The 21113-nt window shown below is 67.7% G+C and carries 23 protein-coding genes; 10 read left to right on the top strand and 13 right to left on the bottom strand.

All coding sequences use genetic code 11. The features are described 5' to 3' along the window. The first annotated feature begins 37 nt into the window (after positions 1–37). Complete coding sequence (locus tag OKW76_RS14715; protein ID WP_265549583.1) at positions 38–2878, top strand: M16 family metallopeptidase; 2841 nt, start codon at positions 38–40, stop codon at positions 2876–2878. A 494-nt stretch (positions 2879–3372) separates the two neighbouring features. Here OKW76_RS14715 and OKW76_RS14710 read toward each other — a convergent pair whose 3' ends face one another. Next, positions 3373–4782 (bottom strand): coniferyl aldehyde dehydrogenase, encoded by a 1410-nt coding sequence (locus tag OKW76_RS14710; protein WP_265549582.1) that lies wholly within the window; start codon positions 4780–4782, stop codon positions 3373–3375. Between the two features lie 19 nt (positions 4783–4801). Further along, positions 4802–5542 carry a prepilin peptidase gene (locus OKW76_RS14705; protein WP_265549581.1) on the bottom strand — a complete coding sequence of 247 codons (741 nt, stop codon included), beginning with the start codon at positions 5540–5542 and terminating at the stop codon, positions 4802–4804. Between the two features lie 130 nt (positions 5543–5672). Between OKW76_RS14705 and OKW76_RS14700 the strand changes: the two genes are divergently transcribed. Further along, positions 5673–6869, top strand: a complete 1197-nt coding sequence (locus tag OKW76_RS14700) for an acetyl-CoA C-acyltransferase (protein ID WP_265549580.1) — start codon at positions 5673–5675, stop codon at positions 6867–6869. 134 nt (positions 6870–7003) lie between these two features. Here OKW76_RS14700 and OKW76_RS14695 read toward each other — a convergent pair whose 3' ends face one another. Beyond that, positions 7004–7483, bottom strand: a complete 480-nt coding sequence (locus OKW76_RS14695; protein WP_265549579.1) for an SH3 domain-containing protein — start codon at positions 7481–7483, stop codon at positions 7004–7006. A gap of 96 nt (positions 7484–7579) precedes the next feature. Between OKW76_RS14695 and OKW76_RS14690 the strand changes: the two genes are divergently transcribed. Further along, a complete protein-coding gene (locus OKW76_RS14690; RefSeq protein ID WP_265549578.1) occupies positions 7580–8575 on the top strand; it encodes a 2-hydroxyacid dehydrogenase in 996 nt (331 codons plus the stop codon). 167 nt (positions 8576–8742) lie between these two features. On the opposite strand, the gene OKW76_RS14685 is transcribed toward OKW76_RS14690, so the two are convergent. Further along, on the bottom strand, positions 8743–10254 hold the full coding sequence (locus OKW76_RS14685) for a replicative DNA helicase (protein WP_265549577.1): 1512 nt from the start codon (positions 10252–10254) through the stop codon (positions 8743–8745). A gap of 234 nt (positions 10255–10488) precedes the next feature. Here OKW76_RS14685 and OKW76_RS14680 point away from each other — a divergent pair, with 234 nt between their 5' ends. Genes OKW76_RS14680 through OKW76_RS14670 form a run of 3 tightly spaced genes read left to right on the top strand, consistent with a single transcriptional unit; the run spans position 10489 to position 12123 of the window. After that, on the top strand, positions 10489–10971 hold the full coding sequence (locus OKW76_RS14680) for a UPF0262 family protein (RefSeq protein WP_256506613.1): 483 nt from the start codon (positions 10489–10491) through the stop codon (positions 10969–10971). Between the two features lie 13 nt (positions 10972–10984). Next, entirely contained in the window at positions 10985–11665 is a 681-nt protein-coding gene (locus tag OKW76_RS14675; protein WP_265549576.1) for a GH25 family lysozyme, read from the top strand. After that, a complete protein-coding gene (locus tag OKW76_RS14670) occupies positions 11662–12123 on the top strand; it encodes a cytidine deaminase (protein WP_265549575.1) in 462 nt (153 codons plus the stop codon). The genes OKW76_RS14675 and OKW76_RS14670 overlap by 4 nt, the downstream gene beginning before the upstream one ends. Positions 12124–12136: 13 nt before the next feature. Here OKW76_RS14670 and OKW76_RS14665 read toward each other — a convergent pair whose 3' ends face one another. Then, on the bottom strand, positions 12137–13081 hold the full coding sequence (locus tag OKW76_RS14665; RefSeq protein WP_265549574.1) for a DUF808 domain-containing protein: 945 nt from the start codon (positions 13079–13081) through the stop codon (positions 12137–12139). A 131-nt stretch (positions 13082–13212) separates the two neighbouring features. On the opposite strand from OKW76_RS14665, the gene OKW76_RS14660 reads away from it, so the two are divergent. Both OKW76_RS14660 and dcd read left to right on the top strand, forming a co-directional pair. Beyond that, positions 13213–13734 (top strand): hypothetical protein, encoded by a 522-nt coding sequence (locus tag OKW76_RS14660; protein ID WP_265549573.1) that lies wholly within the window; start codon positions 13213–13215, stop codon positions 13732–13734. Positions 13735–13794: 60 nt separating this feature from the next. Further along, entirely contained in the window at positions 13795–14346 is a 552-nt protein-coding gene (gene dcd, locus OKW76_RS14655) for a dCTP deaminase (RefSeq protein WP_265549572.1), read from the top strand. Between the two features lie 68 nt (positions 14347–14414). Here the strand turns inward: dcd and OKW76_RS14650 are convergent, their stop codons facing one another. The 5 genes from OKW76_RS14650 to OKW76_RS14630 all read right to left on the bottom strand — a co-directional run bounded on the left by OKW76_RS14650 (position 14415) and on the right by OKW76_RS14630 (position 17544). Then, the gene (locus tag OKW76_RS14650) at positions 14415–14777 is read right to left on the bottom strand and encodes a tetratricopeptide repeat protein (RefSeq protein ID WP_265549571.1); all 363 of its coding nucleotides are present in this window, start codon (positions 14775–14777) and stop codon (positions 14415–14417) included. A 185-nt stretch (positions 14778–14962) separates the two neighbouring features. Beyond that, the gene (locus OKW76_RS14645; RefSeq protein WP_265549570.1) at positions 14963–15388 is read right to left on the bottom strand and encodes an ExbD/TolR family protein; all 426 of its coding nucleotides are present in this window, start codon (positions 15386–15388) and stop codon (positions 14963–14965) included. A 24-nt stretch (positions 15389–15412) separates the two neighbouring features. Continuing rightward, the gene (locus tag OKW76_RS14640; RefSeq protein ID WP_265549569.1) at positions 15413–15889 is read right to left on the bottom strand and encodes an ExbD/TolR family protein; all 477 of its coding nucleotides are present in this window, start codon (positions 15887–15889) and stop codon (positions 15413–15415) included. A 91-nt stretch (positions 15890–15980) separates the two neighbouring features. Continuing rightward, on the bottom strand, positions 15981–16775 hold the full coding sequence (locus OKW76_RS14635) for a MotA/TolQ/ExbB proton channel family protein (RefSeq protein ID WP_265549568.1): 795 nt from the start codon (positions 16773–16775) through the stop codon (positions 15981–15983). 82 nt (positions 16776–16857) lie between these two features. Further along, entirely contained in the window at positions 16858–17544 is a 687-nt protein-coding gene (locus OKW76_RS14630) for an energy transducer TonB (RefSeq protein WP_265549567.1), read from the bottom strand. A gap of 342 nt (positions 17545–17886) precedes the next feature. Between OKW76_RS14630 and OKW76_RS14625 the strand changes: the two genes are divergently transcribed. Beyond that, positions 17887–18627, top strand: coding sequence for a hypothetical protein (locus OKW76_RS14625; protein ID WP_265549566.1), 741 nt, complete (start codon positions 17887–17889; stop codon positions 18625–18627). 4 nt (positions 18628–18631) lie between these two features. Here OKW76_RS14625 and OKW76_RS14620 read toward each other — a convergent pair whose 3' ends face one another. From OKW76_RS14620 to OKW76_RS14610, 3 genes are all read right to left on the bottom strand, one after another. Next, a complete protein-coding gene (locus OKW76_RS14620) occupies positions 18632–19384 on the bottom strand; it encodes an SDR family oxidoreductase (RefSeq protein WP_265549565.1) in 753 nt (250 codons plus the stop codon). Continuing rightward, positions 19381–19749, bottom strand: a complete 369-nt coding sequence (locus OKW76_RS14615; RefSeq protein WP_256506598.1) for a dihydroneopterin aldolase — start codon at positions 19747–19749, stop codon at positions 19381–19383. The genes OKW76_RS14620 and OKW76_RS14615 overlap by 4 nt, the downstream gene beginning before the upstream one ends. 65 nt (positions 19750–19814) lie before the next feature. Continuing rightward, a complete protein-coding gene (locus OKW76_RS14610; protein WP_265549564.1) occupies positions 19815–20450 on the bottom strand; it encodes a glutathione S-transferase family protein in 636 nt (211 codons plus the stop codon). Between the two features lie 105 nt (positions 20451–20555). On the opposite strand from OKW76_RS14610, the gene OKW76_RS14605 reads away from it, so the two are divergent. After that, positions 20556–21107, top strand: a complete 552-nt coding sequence (locus tag OKW76_RS14605; protein ID WP_265549563.1) for a GNAT family N-acetyltransferase — start codon at positions 20556–20558, stop codon at positions 21105–21107. Positions 21108–21113: the final 6 nt, after the last annotated feature.

Raw genomic sequence — 21113 nt, 5'->3', positions numbered from 1 at the left:
ACTGGGGCACAACGGCGGCGCTTTACCGGAGACCGCCATGACCAAATTCGCCGCCGCGCTGTTGTTCGCCACCATGCTGACGCCGGTCGCGGCGCCCGCGCAGACGCCGCCCCCGGCGGCGACCGCGCCGGTCTCGGTCGAGCCGATCGCCTATACCGAACGCACGCTCGCCAACGGCCTGCGCGTCTATGCGATCCGCGACACCACGACGTCGACCGTCTCGGTGCAGGTCTGGTACGATGTCGGGTCGAAGGACGATCCCGCGGGCAAATCGGGCTTCGCGCACATGTTCGAGCATCTGATGTTCAAGGGCACGCGCAACCTGGTCGACGAGCAGGTCGATCGGCTGACCGAAGATGTCGGCGGCTACAACAACGCATCGACCGGCGACGACTACACCAATTATTTCGAGGCGGTGCCCGCCAACCACCTCCAGCGGCTGCTGTTCGCCGAGGCCGACCGGATGGCGACTTTGGTCGTCGATCCCAAGGTGTTCGCGTCCGAGCGCGAGGTGGTGAAGGAGGAATTGCGCAGCCGCGTCCTCGCCGCGCCCTTCGGCAAGCTGTTCTACCTTTATCGGCCGATGATCGGCTATACGACGCATCCTTATGCGCGCCCGGGCATCGGCAGCATCGAGGATCTCGACGCCGCGACGATCGACGATATCCGGGCGTTCCATGCGACCTATTATCGCCCCGACAATGCGGTGCTGGTGGTGGCAGGTAATTTCGATCCCGCGCAGCTCGACCAATGGGTCGACCAGTATTTCGCAGGCATCAAGAAGCCCGCGCGCCCGATCCCGCGTGTCACCGCGACCGAGCCCGAGCCGACCAAGGCCCGCGCCTATACGGTGTACGAGCCCAACACCCCGCTACCCGCGGTGCTGATCAACTATCCGCTGCCGCCGTCGAACCATCCCGATGCCGCGGCGCTCACGGTGCTCAACACGATCATGGCAGGCGGCGACAATTCGCGGCTGTACCAGTCGCTGGTCTATCGCGACCAACTCGCGGCGCAGGCGGCGAGCTTCTACGACGCCAAGCAATCGACCGGCCAGTTCAGCGTCTATGCGATCCTGGCCGGCGGCAAGACCGCGGTCGATGGCGAGGCGGCGCTGCGGCGCGAGATCGCCCGGCTGCGCGACGAACCCGTCACCGCCGCCGAGCTCGCCGAAGCCAAGAATGAATTGCTGACCGAGAATATCGAGGGGCGAGAGACCGCCGAGGGCAAGGCCTTCACGCTCGCCAATGCGATCATCGTCGATCGCGATCCCAGGGCCGCCGACAAGCGGCTCGCCGAACTGGCGACGGTCACCGCCGCCGATGTCCAGCGCGTCGCGCGCCGCTACCTGACCGACGCGCGCTCGTCGTCGATCCGCTACAACCCGGCCGAGAGCGCGCCGGCGGGCAGCAAGGGCGACACCATCACGCTGGCACCGACGGTGCAGGTCGCCGAACTCAAGGCCCCTGCCGACATCGTCATCCACACCGCAGCAGCGGCGGGCGAACGCGTCGCGCCCCCCGAGCCCGGCGCGCCGGTGAAGCCGGTGCTGCCGCAGCCGACCGAGACCCGCCTCGCCAACGGGATGCGGGTGATCGTGGTCGAGAAGCGCGGGTTGCCGCTGGTGAGTGCGGCGCTGATGGTCGAGGGCGGCGGCGCGCTCGATCCATCGGGGCGCGCGGGGCTTGCGAGCATGACCGCATCGCTGCTAACCAAGGGCACGACGACGCGCAGCGCCACGCAGATTGCGGAGGCGGTCGAATCGCTCGGCGGATCGATCGCGAGCGACGCGCAATGGGATGGCGCTGGCGTTACGCTGACGGTGAAGTCCGACCAGCTCACGCCGGCGCTCGGCATCCTCGCCGATGTCGCGCGCAATCCGGCCTTGGCCAGCGAAGAGCTCGATCGCGCGCGAACGCAGGCGATCGACGGGGTGACGGTGCAGCTGAAGGACCCCGGCGCGCTGTCGCGGATCGTCGCGACGCGCGCGGTGTTCGGCGATGCGGCCTATGGCAACCGGCTGGGGGGCACGCCCGCCTCGCTCAAGGCGATCACCCGCGACGAGGTGATGGCGGCGTATCGCGCGAGCTGGCGTCCCGAGCGCGCGGCGTTGGTGCTGGTGGGCGATATCGATGCTGCGGGCGGGCAGAAGCTGGCCGAGCAGCTGTTCGGCGACTGGCGCGGCCAGGGCCAGGCGGCCGCGCGCGCTGCGGCAGCGCCCGCGGTGCCGCAGCCGCGGGTGATCGTCGTCGACCTGCCCGATGCGGGTCAGGCAGGCGTCGTCGTCGCACGCCCGGGGATCGCGCGCAGCGATCCGCGTTTCTATGCCGCCAATGTCGCTAATGCGACCCTCGGGGTCGGCTTCTCGTCGCGGCTCAACCAGGAAATCCGGATCAAGCGCGGGCTGGCCTATGGTGCGGGGAGCCAGCTCGACGCGCGGCGCGGGGTCGGCCCGGTCTCGGCGGCGACGCAGACCAAGAACCCGACTGCGCCCGACGTGGTGGCGATCATCGCCGCCGAAATGCGCCGGCTGGGCACCGAGCCCGCCCCCGCCGCCGAGCTCGCGACTCGCAAGGCGGTGCTGATCGGCAGCTTCGGCCGCGCGACCGAAACGCGATCGGGGATTGCCGGGCTGGTCGGCGACTATGTCGTCGAGGCGGTGCCGCTGGCTGAACTGCAGCGCTATGGCAGCGCGACCGAGGCGGTCGACCCGCGCGCGGTGCAGGCGGCAGCGGCGGCGCTGCTCGATCCGGCGGCGGCGAGCATCGTCGTGGTCGGCGACGCCAAGCAGTTCATCGAACCGCTGCGCAAGGCGTATCCGCAGGTCGAGGTGATCGCCGCGGGGGCGCTGAATTTGGATCGTGCGGCGTTGCAGTAGCCACCGTCCTCCCCCGCTAAAGCAAGGACGGTTTTGGGGCCGGCAAGGATCGCGATTGGGCCGCATCCTTCCTCCCCCGCCAGAAGGAAAATGGTTTGGGGCGGGGGCGGCCGGGCGCCAATTCTTTCCTCCCCCGCCAGGGGGAGGGGGACCGCGCGAGCGGTGGTGGGGGCGGACGCGCGCGGGCCGTTGGGGGTCCTCCCCCTCCACCATGCTGCGCATGGTCCCCCTCCCCCTGGCGGGGGAGGATTGTATTGGGGCGGACGGGCGGCTGGGCACCAATTCTTTCCTCCCCCGCTGGGGGGAGGGGGACCGCGCAAGCGGTGGAGGGGGCGGACGCGAACGAGCCGTTGGGCGTCCTCCCCCTCCACCATGCTGCGCATGGTCCCCCTCCCCCTGGCGGGGGAGGAGTAATTGTATCGGATGGGCCGCGCAGAACCGCCACCTCCCCCCCTGGCGGGGGAGGATTGCGGGTCGATCCTGCCGTGCAGCCGCTACCCCTTGATCTGCTTCGCGATCGAGCGGCGGGTCGCGGCGCCGTAAGGGGGCTTGAGCCCTGCCAGCCGCGCCACGTCGATCTTGGGCTGGCGATAGATCGACCGCGCATGGCTGAAGGTGCGGAAGCCCGCCTCGCCGTGATAGGCGCCCATCCCCGAGGGTCCGATCCCGCCGAAGGGCAGCTCCTCCTGGCTGACATGGAACACCACGTCGTCGAGCGTCACCCCGCCCGAGATCGTCCGGTCGAGCACGCGGCGGCGTTCGGCTTCATCGGTGCCGAAATGATACAGCGCGAGCGGGCGGTCGCGGCGGTTCACCTCGGCGATCGCGTCGTCGATCGTGTCGTAGGTGCGGATCGGCAGGATCGGGCCGAAGATTTCCTCCTGCATCACCGTCATCGCGTCGGTCGCGCCGCGGATGATATGCAGCGGCAGCTTGCGGCTGTTCGAGGCGGCGAAATCCTCGTTCGCGGGGTTCACGACGATGACCTCGGCACCCTTGGCGCGCGCGTCTTCGATCCAGCCGGTCAGCCGTTCGTGGTGCCGATCGTTGATGATCGCGGTATAATCGGGGTTGGCGAGCAAGGTCGGATATTGCGCGCTCGCCGCCGCCTGCAGCCCTGCCACCGCTTCCTCCTCGCGATCGGCGGGGACCAGCAGATAATCGGGGGCGAGGCAGATCTGCCCGGCGTTGAGCAGCTTGCCGATCACCACCCGCTCGGTCGCGCGCGCGATATCGGCCGATCGCCCCAGGATCACCGGCGACTTGCCGCCGAGCTCGAGCGTCACCGGGGTCAGATGATCGGCGGCGGCGTGTAGGATATGCCGCCCGATGCCGGTCGCGCCGGTGAACAGCAGGTGATCGAAGCGCAACGCGGCGAATGCCTTGCCGACGTCGGCCGCGCCCGACACGAACGCGACTTCGCTGGCATCGAAATAGCGCGCGCCCAGCTCCTCGAACAACGCAGCGACTCGCGGGGTGAATTCGCTGGTCTTCACCATCGCGCGATTGCCCGCCGCCAGCACCCCGGCGAGCGGGCTCATCACCAGATTGACCGGAAAATTCCACGGCGCGATGATCCCGACCACCCCCTTGGGCTGATATTCGACCCAGGCGCGCCCGCCGAGCAGCCCCAGCGGAAACAGCACCGGCTTTTTTTCGGGTCGCGACCAGCGATCGAGATGCTTGAGCGCATGGCGCAGCGGCGCGATCGACGCGGCGATGTCGGTCAGCAGCGACTGTTCCTGGCTGCGATGGCCGAAATCGTCGCAGAGCGCGTCGCAGAAGCGTTGCTGGTTGCCGATCAGCATCGCGATCGCGCGCTTGAGCCGGTCGCGCCGCGACTCGATCGTCGCGGGAAGCTCGGCAAGGAAGGCGGCGCGCTGGACGTCGAGGATCGATTGCATGCGGCCGCTCCCAAGGATGTCACCCCACTGTAGGCGCTGCCCCCGCCGCGACAAGCCACCAGCCATAGGCGCCGATCGCGAGCAACGTCCCCAGCGGCAGCCGGTCGCTCGCGCGGGTGCGGCGCAGGAGCAGCGCGGCGGCGATGCCGAGCACGCACGCGGCGAGCAGCACCGCGGGCAGCGCCTGCCACCCCAACCACAGCCCGATCGCGCCGAACAATTTGGGATCGCCGCCGCCCAAGCCCATCCGCCCGCGCACCCGGCGATAGACGAAGGCGACCAGCCACAGCACGCCGAACCCCGCGATCCCGCCGATCGCACGATCGAGCAGCGATGGCGGCAGCCCGGCGGCGGCGCTCGCCAGCCCGCCGATCGCCAGCGCGAGCACCAGCGGGTTGGGCAACCAGAAGGCGGCAAGGTCGATCGCCGCCAGCGCCAGCAACAGCCAGCCCAAGAGCGCCCCGGCAGCCCCCTCGATCCCCGGCGCCACCAGCCCCGCGCTCACCCCGATCGCCAGCCCGGCGACTTCGGTGACCGGATGGCCGAGCGCGATCCGCGCGCCGCACCCGCGGCATCGCCCGCGTTGCACGACAAAACTGACGATCGGCATCAATTCGGTGGCGCGCAGCGGCTTGCCGCACCCGTCGCAGGCCGAACGCCCCTGCAATGCCGAGCGCCCCTGCGGCCAGCGGATCGCGACGGTGGCGATGAAGCTGCCGAACACCGCCCCCAGCGTGCCGAGCAACACCGGCCAGATCATAAGTCACCCTTCCCGTCGCCACGATCCCGCCCGCCTAGCCGTCCGACCGGCCGATGCCCAGCGCCCCGGCTTTGCAAAGCCGCCGCCTGCCCCCTAGATCGGCGCAAACCAGAACCGAGAGGAACCGCCCTTGTCATCCAACCCCACCGATCCGGTCGTCATCGCCAGCTATGCCCGCACCCCGATGGGCAGCTTCATGGGCTGCCTGACCGACGCCACCGCGACCCAGCTGGGGGCCGCCGCAGTGGGCGCCGCGGTCGAGCGCGCGGGGCTCAAGGGCGAGGCGATCGAGCGGATCTATATGGGCTGCGTGCTCCCCGCCGGCCTCGGCCAGGCCCCCGCGCGGCAGGCGGCGCTCGGCGCGGGCCTGCCCGAGCATGTCGAGGCGACGACGCTCAACAAGATGTGCGGATCGGGGATGCAGGCGGCGATCATGGCCGCCGAGACGCTGGCGGCAGGGTCGGCCGATTTCATCGTCGCGGGCGGCATGGAGAGCATGACCAACGCCCCCTATCTGTCGCTGCGCCACCGCTCGGGCGCGCGGATCGGCCATGACGTGATGAAGGACCATATGTATCTCGACGGGCTCGAGGATGCCTATGAGCCCGGCCGGCTGATGGGCAGCTTCGCCGAGGACACCGCCGCCGAATATCAGTTCACCCGCGCCGCGCAGGACGATTTCGCGATCGCCAGCCTCCAGCGCGCGCAGCAGGCGCAGACTTCGGGCGCGTTCGATCGCGAGATCGTGAGCGTCGAGGTCAAGGGGCGCAAGGGCGTCACCACCGTCCGGCTCGACGAGCAACCCGCGCGCGGCGACATCGCCAAGATCCCGACGCTCAAGCCCGCTTTCTCGAAGGACGGCACGATCACCGCCGCCAACGCCTCGTCGATCTCCGACGGCGCGGCGGCGCTGGTGATGACGCGGATGTCGATCGCCGAGAAGTTCGGCCTCACCCCGGTCGCACGCATCGTCGCGCATGCCGGCCACGCCCACGCATCGGCGCGCTTCACCACCGCCCCGGTATTCGCAATGCGCAAGGCGTTGGAGAAGGCCGGGTGGAGCACCGGCGATGTCGACCTGTTCGAGGTGAACGAAGCATTCGCCTGCGTCGCGATGATCGCGATGCGCGACCTGGGGCTGTCGCACGACGTGGTCAACGTCCATGGCGGCGCCTGCGCGCTGGGGCACCCGATCGGTGCGAGCGGCACACGTATCCTCGCGACCTTGCTGTCGGCGCTCGAGACCAAGGGGGCGCGGCGCGGGCTGGCGTCGCTTTGCATCGGCGGCGGCGAGGCTACCGCGATGGCGGTCGAACTGATCGGGTAAAATCCCCCCTCCCTGCAAGGGAGGGGTCGGGGGTGGGTCGAGGCTTGGAGCTACGGCAGCCTAGCGAGCGACGCAGCCGTATCGCGAGCACGCGACCCACCCCCAGCCCCTCCCTTCCAGGGAGGGGAGCCAAGTCAGTCGACGTCCTCGTCGGGCGCGACGCCCCATAGCCGTGCTTGCTCGATATACCCGCCGCGCCCCTTGATATCGATCCGGCACCAGCCGCGCGCGCAACCGATGATCCGCCCGACCACGCCGGGCGCGACTCGCCACGCGACTCGCGCGCCGGCATCGGCCGATTCGCGAAGCTCGGTGATGCCGCCCTGCACGATCCCGGTGCGGCGATCGCTCAGCAGCCCCACCTGCATCCATCCGCTGGTGCCGTCGGCGCTCTCCACCTTGCGCCAGTCGCGATAGATGTCGATCACCCGGATCGGCAGGTCGGCGCGGACATAGACCCAGTTCACCGGATAATTGCGCCCAGGTCCCGTCCGCATCCGCGCCTTGCTCGCCGCGATCGACGCATAATAAGGCGGCTTGCGCTGTTGCGCCGATACCGGCGCCGCGATCAACGCCAGAGTGATCGCCGTCGCGGCCAGGCCGCCTTTGCTCATGATGATGTTCCGCCTGCTCATCGCCGACCCGTAGCGCGGCGATCGGGCGACGTTCAAGGCGTTGACTGGCGGCGGCGGCAGGGCCAATCGAATGCGATGCCCGATCAGCGATCCGCCCGCCCCAAGGTAATCGTCACCCGAGCGCTGCCCGACGGCGCTTCGGACCGCATGATCGAATTGTTCGATACCGTCCTCAACCGCGACGACGTGCCGATGCCGCGCGCGGCGCTGGCCGCCGCGATGGCCGATTGCGACGTGCTGGTGCCGACGGTCACCGATTCGATCGACGCCGCGCTGATCGCGGGTGCGGGGCCGCGGCTCAAGCTGATCGCCAACTACGGCGCCGGGGTGAACCATATCGACCTCAAGGCGGCGCGTGCGCGCGGCATCCTGGTCACCAACACCCCCGGCGTGCTCACCGAAGACACTGCCGACATGACGATGGCGCTGATCGTCGGCGTCCCCCGCCGGCTGGCCGAGGGCGAGAAGCTGGTGCGATCGGGTGCCTGGACCGGCTGGAGCCCGACCGCGATGCTGGGCCACCGGATCGGCGGCAAGACGCTGGGGATCGTCGGCATGGGCCGGATCGGCCAGGCGGTGGCGGCCCGCGCGCGCGCCTTCGGGCTAACGATCCATTATCACAACCGCCACCGCCTGCCCGGCGTGCTCGAGGCGCAGCTCGGCGCGACGTGGCACGCCGATCTCGACGAGATGCTCGCGGCGATCGACATTCTGACGATCCACACCCCGCGCAATGCCGACAGCGAAAACCTGATCGACTCGCGCCGCATCGGGCTGCTGCGCCCGCATGTCTATGTCATCAACGCGTCGCGCGGCGGCATCCTCGACGAAGAGGCACTGGTCGACGCGCTCGAGGGCGGGCGGCTGGCGGGCGCGGGGCTCGACGTGTGGAAGCACGAGCCTGCGATCGACCCACGGCTGCTGGCGCTGCCCAATGTGGTGATGACCCCGCATATGGGATCGGCGACCTTCGAGGGCCGCGCCGCGACGGGGGCGAAGGTCATCGCCAACATCCGCGTCTGGGCCGATGGCCACCGCCCGCCCGACCAGGTGCTCGACGGCTGGGTGTAGGCACCTGCCTCTGCCCCTCCCCGTTCGTGCTGAGCTTGTCGAAGCACCGTACTTCGTGCCGCGAACGCACCGTATGGAGATAAGCAGGACGGTGCTTCGACAAGCTCAGCACGAACGGTTGAGGGGTGAGTGGGCCTAAGCAGATCCCGCGCTCGACCGAGTCCCCCTTACTCCAACGGCCCCGCATATTGCGGCCCGGCATAATCGCTGAACCGCGTGATCTCGGGCTCGAACTTCAGGATCACCTTGCCCGTCGCGCCGTGGCGCTGCTTGGCGATGATCAGCTCGGCGAGGCCATAGACCCGCTCCATCTCCATATGCCATTTCTGATGGTCTTCGAACACGCGCGGATCGTCGCCCTCGACCGGGCGCTTGGGTTCGCGCGCGGCGACGTAATAATCCTCGCGATAGACGAAGAACACGATGTCGGCGTCCTGCTCGATCGATCCCGATTCGCGAAGATCCGACAGCATCGGTCGCTTGTCCTCACGCTGTTCGACCGCGCGGCTGAGCTGCGACAGCGCCATCACCGGCACGTCGAGATCCTTGGCAAGCGTCTTAAGGCCCCGGCTGATCTCCGAGATTTCCTGCACGCGATTGTCGCCCGCGCGATTGCCCGATCCCGACAGCAGCTGGAGGTAATCGACGACGATGAACTTCAGATCGTCCTTCAACTGGCGCTTCAGGCGGCGAACGCGGGTGTGCAGCGCGCTGATCGACAGGCCCGCGGTATCGTCGATGAACAAGGGCAGGTTCTGCAGGTCGGTCGCGGCATCGGCCAATTGGCGGAATTCGGCCTTGCTGATCTTGCCCATGCGCAAAGCTTCCGAACTGATCCGCGATTGTTCGGCAAGGATACGCGTCGCGAGCTGATCGGCGGACATTTCGAGGCTGAAGAAGGCGACCTTCGCGCCCACCGAATCCTTGGGCGCGATCCCCAGCGCCATGTCGTCGATCCAGCGCCGCGAGGCGTTGAAGGCGATGTTGGTGGCGAGCGAGGTCTTGCCCATACCCGGACGCCCGGCAAGGATCATCAAATCCGAATGATGGAGGCCACCGATCCGCGCGTTGATGCTGTCGAACCCGGTGGTGACGCCCGAAAGCCCCCCGCCGGTGTTGAGCGCCTTGGCCGCCATGTCGACCGCGGCGGTGGTCGCCTGCGCGAAGGTCTTGATCGTCTTGGTGGTGTCGCGCCCCGCCGCAACCGCGAACAGCGCCTCTTCGGCGGCCTCGACCTGCGCCGCCGGATTGATCGCCTCCGACGTGTCCATCGCCTTTTCGACCAGGTCGCGCCCGACCTCGACCAGCGTGCGCAGCATCGCCAGGTCGTAGATCTGCTTGGCGAACTGCTTGGCCCCGATCAGCCCCGCGCCCGATCCGGTGAGCTGCGCCAGATAGGCGGGGCCGCCAAGCTCCTTCATCCCCTCGTCGCCCGCGAACATCGGTCGCAGCGTCAGCGGGTTGGCGAGCATGTCCTCGCCGCGCAGCTTGCCGATCGCGCCGAAGATTCGGCCATGCACCGGCTCGAAGAAATGGTCGGGGGTCAGCATGTCCGAAACGTCGTCGGCCAGCCGGTTGTCGATCATCATCGCGCCGAGCAATGCCGCTTCGGCCTCGACATTCTGCGGGAGCCGCAGCCCCTCGCCGGGGGCGGTATGAATCACGGGGAGCGTTGCCATGCGTCCTAATCCGGCAATGCGGCGCGGCGCGCAAGGCGGCGCATCGGTGAATCATGTGGAAGGTTCACCCCCCCCTCCCCGTTCGTGCTGAGCCTGTCGAAGCACCGTCCTGCCTTTGGCGGGCCGCCCGCAAAAGAAGAACGGCACTTCGACAAGCTCAGTGCGAACGGGAATAGGGTGAAGTCGCGCGCGCCCCGTTGATCTTGCGCGCCAAAGGCTTATCGCGGGGGGACCATGGCCGACCCCAGGATCATCGCCGTCACGCTGGACGAACGCACGATCCTGTGGCGCAACGCCGATATCGAGCAGGAGCGCCGGATCGCGATCTTCGATCTGCTCGAGGGCAATTATTTCAAGCCGTTGCGCGAGCATCCCGACGGCTATGCCGGCCCTTACAAGCTGACGATCAGCGTCGAGGAGGGGCGGCTGGCGCTGGCGATGGCGCGCGAGGACGGATCGCCGCTCGAAACGCTGGTGCTCGCGATGGGGCGCTTCCAGCGGCCGATCAAAAGCTATTTCGCGATTTGCGACAGCTATTATCAGGCGATCCGCAGCGCCACCGCCGAGCATATCGAAACCGTCGATATGGCGCGCCGCGCGGTCCATAACGAAGCCGCCGAGCTGCTCAAGGAACGCCTCGAGCGCAATATCGAGGTCGATTTCGATACCGCGCGGCGGCTGTTCACGCTGATCTGCGTGCTGCACATCAAATCATAAAGGGGCGAACGGGGTGCAATTTTGGGGGCTGGGGCGGCTGCTGATCGCAGTCGGCGCGGCGGGGGCGATTGCGGGCGGCGGGTGGATCTATGCCGGCCAGTGGCAACCGTCGATCGAACAATATCCGGTGCAGGGGGTAGACGTCAGCGCCGCGACGGGGGCGATCGACTGGTATGTCGCCCGCGGCGACGGCGTCGATTTCGCCTATGTCGTCGCGACGCAGGGCGACGTGTCGCGCGACGCCGCGTTCGAGCAGCATTGGCGGGCGTTGCCCGTGGCCGGCGTTCGCCGCGGCGCGCTGCACCTCTATGCGCCGTGCCGACCGGGCACCGAACAGGCCGATCATTTCAACGCCACCGTTCCGCGCACCGCCGATGCGCTGCCCGCCGCGGTCGCATTCGAGCTCGACCCGGCTTGCAACCCCGCCCCCACCCGCGGCGCGATGCTCGGCGAAGTGCAGGCGTTCCTCGCGCGCGTCGAACGCCATACCGGCAAGCCCGCCCTGCTGCGCGTATCGCCCGCCTTCGAGGCGCCATACCAGCTGAGCCAAGGCATCGACCGTACCTTCTGGGGGGTGCGTGCGTTTCGCGAGCCCGCCTATCTGGCGCGCGGCTGGCGCATGTGGCAGGCGAACCCGATCCGCCGCGTCGATGGTATCGAACGGCCCGCCCATTGGAACGTGGTAGCAACTTGACCCAGACCGACCCGACCGCGATCGACCCGCAACCGCTGATCGCCGCCGCGCGCGAAGCCGCGCGCAACGCCCACGCGCCCTATTCGCGCTTCTCGGTCGGTGCTGCGGTGCTGCTGACCGACGGCAGCGTCGTCACCGGCGCCAATTTCGAGAATGCCAGCTACGGCCTGTCGCTGTGCGCCGAAACCGTCGCGATCGCGACGCTCAGCGCGGCGGGGCGGCTGCGCGATGTCGTCGCGATCGGGGTGATCGGCGGGATGCAGGTCGATGGCGTCGCCACCGGTACCGATCCGGTGCGGCCGTGCGGGCGCTGCCGCCAGGTGCTCAACGAGGCCGCAGGCATGGGCGCGCGCGACATCGCGGTGTTCTGCGCCGGCGCACAGGGCGAGCGGATCGAAACCCACCGGCTGCGCGACCTGCTGCCGCACGCCTTCGGCCCCGCCGACCTGGGGCTGTAAACGCCAGCGGCGCTCAGTGCGCCGCCGCCGCCCCCGCCTTCTTGGGCAACAAGTGCAGGATCGCGACGATCGCGCCGCCCACCACCAGCCCGACGATCCCCGCGCCGAACGCGGTGACGACCCATTCGACCACGCCGCGCGCGCCCGCCAAGGCACCGCCCGCCGCCACCGCGACGTCGTGGATGCCATGTTCGATTCCCGCCAGCCCGAAGCCGGCCAGGCCATGGACGATGATCCCGCCACCGACCCAGATCATCGCCGCGGTGCCGACGATCGACAGGAACTTCAGCAGCACCGGCATCGCCTTGACCAGCCCGCGCCCGAAGCCGGCGCCCCCCCCCCCGCCCTTGGCGAGATGCAGCCCGACATCGTCCATCTTCACGATGATCGCGACGAAGCCATAGACGCCGACGGTGATCGCCAGCCCGACCAGCGCGAGTACCAGCGCCTGCTGCCAGATCGACCCGGTGTCGAGATCGGCGAGCGCGATCGCCATGATCTCGGCCGACAGGATGAAGTCGGTGCGGATGGCCCCCGATACCTGGCGATCCTCGAGCTCCTGCGGATCGGTGATCGCCGCCACCTCCTGGCCATGGTCCTCGCCCGCCAGCGCTTCATAGACCTTCTCGGTCCCCTCGAAGCACAGATAGGCGCCGCCGATCATCAGCAGCGGCGTCAGCGCCCAGGGAAGCCATGCGCTGATCGCGAGCGCCGCGGGCAGCAGGAACAGCAACTTGTTCTTGAGCGACCCGATCGCGATCTTGCCGATGATCGGCAGCTCGCGTTGCGGCGGCAGTCCGACGACATAGCGCGGCGTCACCGCGGCATCGTCGATGACCACGCCGGCCGACTTCGCCCCCGCACGCGCCGCCGCGGCGCCGACATCGTCGAGCGACGCTGCCGCCAGCTTCGTCAGCGCCGCCACGTCGTCGAGCAGCGCAACCAATCCTCCGGCCATATTTCCTCCTGAACTCGTGTCGCTGCCTATCGCGCGCGGGCGCACAACGCACGCCCAATCGAAAACGCTTCATGACGCTCGCGTAGCAAGCCGGCCTATGACACGCTGGCTACCCGTGGGAGGCCATTGCCATGTCGATTCTGATCCTGTCGCTGCTGCTGCCGCTCCAATCGATCACGCCGCAGGCCTTGCTCGCGAGCAACGCCGGCCGGTGGCGCGGCGAGCTCGCCTATCGCGACTATCAGACCGACCAATGGGAGGGCCTGCCGGTCGAGGTGACGATCGTCGCCCAGCCCGACGGCGTCACGACGGTAAGCACCGCGGCGTATGACGACGGCCCCAAGACCGGCACCGTCTGGATCACCACGACGTCGATGGTCGAAGGCGACACACTGAACTCGGCGACGTTCCGCAAAGGCCGCCCGCTCGAAACCGGCACGGTGCGGCTGACCGTTTCCGCCGCGACCGACCCGACGCACTGGACGATGATCGCGCAGGACCGGCGGATCGACGGCGACGCCATGGCTCGGGTCCGCGAAACCACTAGCCGCGACGGCGCGACGATGACCACGCTGAAGGAGGTCGATCCCGAAGGCGACGGCAAGGATGTCTGGCTGCCGCGCAACCGCACCGTGCTGACGCGCGTCGACTAAGCCGCTTGCCCCGCCGCGCGCGACCCGCGAAAAGGCCGCGTACGCAAGGGGAAGCCATTCATGATCCTGTCCGACCGCTGGATTCGCGAGGCCGCCACGACGCGGCGGATGATCGAGCCCTTCACCGAATCGCAGCGCCGCGAAGGCTGCATCAGCTACGGCCTGTCGTCCTATGGCTATGACGCGCGCGTCGCCGACGAATTCAAGATCTTCACCAATGTCGACAGCGCGATCGTCGACCCGAAGAATTTCGATTCGAACAGCTTCGTCGATCGCAAGACCGATTGCTGCATCATCCCACCCAACAGCTTCGCGCTGGCGCGGACGGTCGAATATTTCCGGGTGCCGCGCGACGTGCTGGTGATCTGCCTCGGCAAATCGACCTATGCGCGCTGCGGGATCATCGTGAACGTCACCCCGCTCGAACCCGAATGGGAGGGGCATGTGACGCTCGAATTCTCGAACACCACGCCGCTCCCTGCCAAGATCTACGCCAATGAAGGCGCGTGCCAGTTCCTGTTCCTGCAGGGGAACGAGGTGTGCGAGACGAGCTACGCCGACCGCGCGGGCAAATATATGGGGCAACGCGGGGTTACGCTCCCCAAGCTGTAACTGATCGTACCCGCGGCAAAGGCAGGAACGGGTCCGGACCGCTGGTGCGGTCCGGATCAGTCAGCGCTTCAGCGTGCCGCGGTGCGCTGCACGTCGAGCTTGCGCAGCCCGCGCTGCGCGATCGCGTGCGCGCCCAACGCATAATCGGGGCGCAGCAGCAGCGACACATCCTCGCCGGCCATGACGCGCGCATAGAGCGCCTCGGCCTGTTCGAGCCGGTTGGTGCGCGCGTAGATCGCGGCAAGGTTCAGCAGCAATTCGGGCTTGGTCGGCTCGAGCGCCAATTGCGCGCGCAGCGACGTTTCGGCCTCGCCGAACCGGCCGCGTTCGATTGCTTCATGGGCATAAGGGTCGGTCCGGTTCTGGGCCACGGCCGACGCCGCCGGCACACCCAGCATCGCCGCGACAATGATCAACTTCGTAGCACGCATTTCGCTCTCCAAAAGCTAAGGTTACACTCACGTGACTCTTATATGTCACTTTTGTGTCATGCGCTTTCGGGGGGTGGCGTGCAAACCAAATCGTCGCTGCAGCTGCGAGCGTCCCGGCGCGGGGCATAAAAAAAGGGGCGGTCCGAAGACCGCCCCTCTTTCTCTATCCGTCGATGCCGAAGCGATCAGAACTCGCGATATTGCTCGTTGCCGATGAAGCCCAGCTTGGTGACGTTCGCACGCTTCACGATCGCCAGGATCTGGTCGACGCGCTCGTAACGCGCGGTCGGCTCGGGCTGGAAGTGCAGCTCGGGCTCGGGATCGAGCGCGACCGACTGGTCGAGATACTGCGAAAGCGTCACGTCGTTGACGGGTGCGCCGTTCCAGCTGACCGTGCCAGCCGCGTCGATCACGATCTTGTTCTTCACCGGATCGACGACCTGCTGGTTCTGGTTGTCGTTTGGCTGGGGAAGATCCACCTTCACCGCGTGGGTCTGGATCGGGATGGTGATGATGAACATGATGAGGAGCACGAGCAGGACGTCGATCAACGGCGTCATGTTCAGGTCCATCATCGGCTCGCCGTCGTCTTTGCCGCCGCTCATTGCCATGTCATTTACTCCTGGTACGCAGCGTCAGACCCGGCCACGGGCAGTGCCCGCCGGCGGTTCCGAAATGAAGCCGACTTTCACGAAGCCAGCCTGCTGCATCGTGTAGATCGCGCCGCCGATGCAGCGGTACGGCGTGTTCACGTCGCCGCGAATATGCACCTCGGGAATATCGTCGGGCTTCAGGTTGTCGCCGAACCGCGCCACCACTGCCTCGAGATTTTCGGCACCGCGCCGCAGCAGTTCGCCGCTGTCGACCTGGGTAAGGTTCCAATACACCTTGCAACCGGCTTCGGAGCCGCTGACCGACAAGTTGATATTCTCGGGCTTGGTCGTGGTGGGCTCGTACGCCACCTCGGGCAATTCGAGATCGACCGCCTGGATTGCGACCGGAACCGCGATCAGGAAGATGATCAGGAGCACCAGCATGACGTCCACCAGGGGAGTCGTGTTGATGTCCGAAAGTGGTTTTTCGGTGGAGTCACCACCAACGCTCATCGCCATTTGCGCGCTATCCTATTTTTATACTCGGTTCGATCGTCCGAACCGGGGGATGGCGACGCCGGGGCTGGATGCCCGCGGCGTCGCCGTCCGATCAGGCGCGGGTCTGCACGCCGCCGGTCTGGCCGGCAGTGGTCGTGGCAGGCTTCGCAACCGGGGCAACCGGCTTGCTTGCAGCAACCGAGGCGTTCGTCGGGCGAACCGCGCCGTTCGATGCCAGGAAGCCCAGAACGTCGTTCGAGAACGCGCTCAGATCTTCCGAGATCGCCTTGTTGCGACGCTGCAGCCAGTTGTATGCCAGCACCGCAGGCACCGCGACGAGCAGGCCGAGTGCGGTCATGATCAGTGCTTCACCGACGGGGCCGGCAACCGCGTCGATCGATGCCTGGCCCGACGAACCGATCTTCACCAGGGCGCGGTAGATACCGATAACGGTACCGAACAGGCCGATGAACGGTGCGGTTGCACCGACGGTTGCCAGGAAGGCGAGACCGCCGCCGAGCTTCGAGTTGATCGACGCTTCCGAACGCGCCAGCGAACCGTGCAGCCAGTCATGCGCCTCGACCGGGTCGGTCAGCTTGCCGTGCTGCTCCTGCGCGGCCAGGCCGTCGTCGACGATCTGGCGATAGGCCGAATTCTTGTCGAGCTTGGCTGCGCCTTCCTTCAGGTTGTTCGACTTCCAGAAGTCGGCGCGCATGCGCTTGGCCTGGTTCATGATCTTCTGCTGTTCGAACAGCTTGGTGAACATAATGTAGAACGAGACGATCGACATGATGACGAGGATGCCGAAGGTGCCCTGAGCGATCAGGCCGCCTTCTTTCAGCGCGGCTGCCAGGCCGTAGGGATTTTCTTCGACCGAAGCCGCCGCGGCAAAGATGGTGGTGAGCATATCTGAGATCTTCCTCTGACGAATAGAGCGTTATTCAAGGGCGCCGGCGCGAGGGATGGCCACTCGCGCCGGCAGAAACGGGTCAGTCTTCGAGCTGCCAGCGGATGCCCGGCAGACTATATGTCGCCACGACCGGGTTACCAGCGTCGTCGAGCGCCGGCGAGAACCGCCCGCGGCGTTCGGCAAGACGGCACGTCGTGTTGTCGAGATCGCTGTTGCCGCTCGACGAGGTCACGCGGCAGGCGGTGACGCGGCCATTGGTGCCAACGGTTACCGAAACCGACACACGACCCTCTGCCTCTGCGCGACGCGCAGCAGGGGGATAGTCGTCGTTCGAGAACCACGAACCCGGATTGCCCTTGGGCCCAGCCTTCTTCGACACCTTGGGCGGCGCCGGAACCGGCGGCGCAACGGGCGCTGCAGGGACTGGCGGCGCTGCGATCATCGTCGTGACGATCGAAGGCGGCGGCGTGTTGACCGACTGGATTACCACCGGCGGTGGCGTGTTGGTCCGCACGAGCGGCGGCGGGGTCACCACGGGGGGTGGCTGTACCTGCGGCGTGTCAGGCGGCGGGGGCGGCGGCTCTTCTTCTGGCGGCGGCGGCGGCGGTTCCTGGACGTCGAAGGTGTTTAACTCTTCGCTCACCTGCTTCACGTATTGATACGCGAGGCCGGAGACCAGGAAATAACCGAGCACGGCATGGACCGCGGCAACGATGATGATCGCCACGATACGGCCAGAGCCCGCTTTTTGGTCAGCATAGGCCATTCAGCAACGAAACTCCCTCAAATCGCGCGTGCTGAGCACAACGCTGGGCAATACGCCCGAAAAAAGGCGAAGCGCCAACCCGACTGAACCGTAACGGCCAAGCGTTCCGGTCGGAATGGTTGTCTATCGCCGCGTCGGACGTGACGCAAACGCTTTGTCGGACGCAACAAACGTATAGTCGCCGCGCCCTGGATTAATTTCTGTATCAAAAGCGGCCGATCGGGTACCTGTCGCGGCATGTTCCAGCTTGCCCCCAGCATCGTCCTCGCGGCGCTCGCCCTCACCCCATCCCTTGAAAATACGGCGCAAAACGGCCAAATCGTGGCAGTTCCGGGGCAAGGCTTGCCCACCCGGAGCTATGCCGAACTCGCGCCACTAGTGCTGCAAGCGCCGATCATCGCCGATGCGACGATCCGAAGCGCAGTCAGGATAAAAGGTGCCGAGGCGCAGACCGTCGCCGACGGATTTGTCCGATTTTATGTCAACGCCGACGTTGCCGCACTGATTCGCGGGCCCGGTGCCGTAGTGGCGCAGGTCGGCTATGTCATCGATATGCCGTTCGATGCGCGCGGCCGTACACCCCGACCAAAGGGCATGCGCGTCCTAATCTTCGCGCGGCCGGTGCCCGGCCGGCCCGACCAGGTACAGTTGCTCGAGCCCGGCGCGCAGCTGCCCTGGACCCCCGCCAACGACGCGCTGGTCCGCCAGATCGCGCAGGCCGCGGTTGCACCCGATGCGCCGCCCACGATCACCGGGATCGGCAACGCCTTCCACGTCCCCGGCTCGCTGCCCGGCGAGGGCGAGACGCAGATCTTCCTGCGCACCCAGTCGGGCGACCCGGTATCGCTGTCGATCCTGCGCCGCCCCGGCGAACAGCGCCGCTGGGCGGTCGCACTGGGCGAGATCGTCGACGACGCCGCCGGCCCACCGCAGCGCGACACCTTATTATGGTATCGATTGGCGTGCGGCCTGCCCCCGGCACTTCCCGAGGAGAGCACCGCCAACGAAGCGCCCGATCGTGCCGAAATCGCGCGCGACGATTATGCCTTCGTCATGCAGGCACTGGGGCCGTGCGCCCGCTGATCGCTCAATCGCGCCCCAGATGGACGAAATCGCGCGCGAAGCACGCCTGCGCCGCGCCGCCATCGACATATAGGGTCTGCCCGGTGCTCGCGCCTGCGCCCACCAGGAAGCATACCGCATCGGCGATTGCCTGCGGCGTCGGCAGCTGGCCGAGCGGCATCATCGCCGCCAACGCATCGATCTGCGCCGGCGCGTAATCGGCGGTCGGCAGCGTCAGCCCCGGGGCCACCGCATTGACGCGCACCGGCGCCAGCACCGCCGCCAGCGTCCGCGTCGCCTCGGCCAGCGCCTGCTTCGACAGCGTATAGGCAAGCTGGTCGCGATGCGGCCGCGCGATCCGCTGGTCGAGGATGTTGACGATCGCGCAGCCCCCCTGCCCCGCGACAGCAGTCGAGAGCGCGATCGGCGCGGCGACGTTGACGCGGTAATGCGCCACCAGCGCCGCCGCATCGGGAAGTGCGCCGTCGCCCGCGTCGAACATCGATGCGTTGTTGACCAGCACGTCGACCCGCCGCCCGAAGCGCGCGGCGACTGCGGGCACCAGCGCCTCGACCGCGGCGAAATCGTCGAGGTCGCAGGCGAAGCCGTGCCAGGTGGCGCCGGCCGCCTCGATCGCCTCGACCAGCCAGGCCTCGGGCGCCGGATCACGGGTGGCGTGGAGCGCGACGTCATAGCCCGCCGCCGCCAGCGCCGCCGCGATATGCGCGCCCAGCCGACGGCAGCTGCCGGTGACCAGCGCCAGCCCCGCCGCGCTCACCGCCGGTGCCGTACCATCGTGATCCCGATCGATTCGCCCGCTTCGGCGATCGCCAGCTTCACGATCTCGATCTCGACGCGCAGCACGCGCGGATCGGCGACGAACAGCGTTTCGGCGATATGGTCGGCCACCCCCTCGATCAGCGTGAAATGCACGCCTTCGGGCAATTGCGTGGCGGCTTCCTTGAGCTCGAGATAGCTTTTCGAGGCCGACAGCGGGGTGTCGGGATGGAAATGCTCGGCGCAGGCGATGTCGACCGTCATCGAGATCCGCAGCGGCTGCGGCAAATGGGTCTCTTCGGAATAGACGCCGGTGAGCACGTTGACCTCGAGGTCGCGGACCTGAAGCTTCAGCGAATCGTGCAAGAGGGTATGGCCTTGTTCGGGAGGATGGAGACCGCGGGCTTAGCGCCGCGCATCGCGCGCGTCGATCAGGCGGCGGCGCTGGGGCGCGCGGTGGCGGCGGCGTGCCAGCGCAGGATATGCTTGGCGCGCTCGGGCACCGACAATTTGGCCGCCGACTTGGCGAAGTCGATCGTCACCAGCGCGGTGATGTCGGCGAAGCTATAGCCGCCGCCCGCGATCCAGGTGCGATCGGCCAGCCGCTCGTCGAGCGCCTTCACGAAGCCGTCCCACATCACCATCCCGCGCGCCGCGAGTTCGGGGATCTGCGCGACCGGCGGCCAATTGCCCGGGATCCCGCGGTCGACAAAGGCGGGCGAACGATTGCGAAAGGCATAGACCGCGGCGGCATAGCCATCGCCCTCGATCCGCCGCGTCCAGGATTCGATCCGCCCGATCGCCAGCGGATCGCTGCCGAACAGCGAAGGCTCGGGGTACAGCGCCTCGATATAGCGGCAGATCGCCGCCGATTCGCACAGCACTTCGCCGTCATCGAGCTCGAGCGCTGGCACCGCGCCGCGCGGGTTGATCTTTAGATAGGCGTCGCGCAGCTGCTCGCTGTCGCGCAGGTCGACATGCTCGCGATCGATGACGACGCCCTTTTCGGCCAGGAAGATGCGCACGCGGCGGGGGCTCGGCGCCCAGGGTGCATCATAGAGTTTCATGCGGCATCGTCCTTATGGCTTGCGCGCGGCGCGGCACGCGGTAAGCCGCGCCGCCTCCGCTCATGTCGGAGCCCCTGATATGCCGGGGTAGCGGGAAGATAAAGCGTGGCCGACCTGATCCCGATCGCCGAAGCCGACCAGCAGGCGATCGAAACGCTGCTCGACAGCGTGTTCGGCACCGATCGGCACCAGCGCACCGCCTATCGCCTGCGCGACGGTGTTGCCGCGATCCCCGAGCTCAGCTTCGCGGCGGTCGAGGACGGCCAACTGGTGGGCAGCATCCAGTGCTGGCCGGTCGAACTCGCCGCCGATTCGGGCGCGCGCATCCCGATGATCCTGGTCGGGCCGATCGCGGTGTCGCCGCTGCGCCAGGATGTCGGCATCGGCCGCGCGCTCACCCACCGTGCGATCGCGGTGGCGCAGCAATCGGACATCCCCGGCGGCGACTCGCTGATGCTGATCGGCGACCCCGATTATTATGGTCGCTTCTTCGGCTTCGGTGCCGAGCGGACCGGCCAGTGGCGGCTGCCGGGGCCGTTCGAATCGCATCGATTGCTGGCGCTCGGCAGCGACGTACCGATGCAGCCGGGACACGTCGGTCCCAGGATCGGTGCTACCGTCCAAAGGCGGCTTGCCGGTGGGCCGCGCGGGTCCTAACGGATG

The organism is Sphingomonas sp. S1-29 (assembly GCF_026167545.1).
Lineage (GTDB): Bacteria > Pseudomonadota > Alphaproteobacteria > Sphingomonadales > Sphingomonadaceae > Sphingomonas.
Note: the sequence above shows the minus strand (reverse complement) of the source record. Positions and strands in the feature narration are given on the sequence as shown.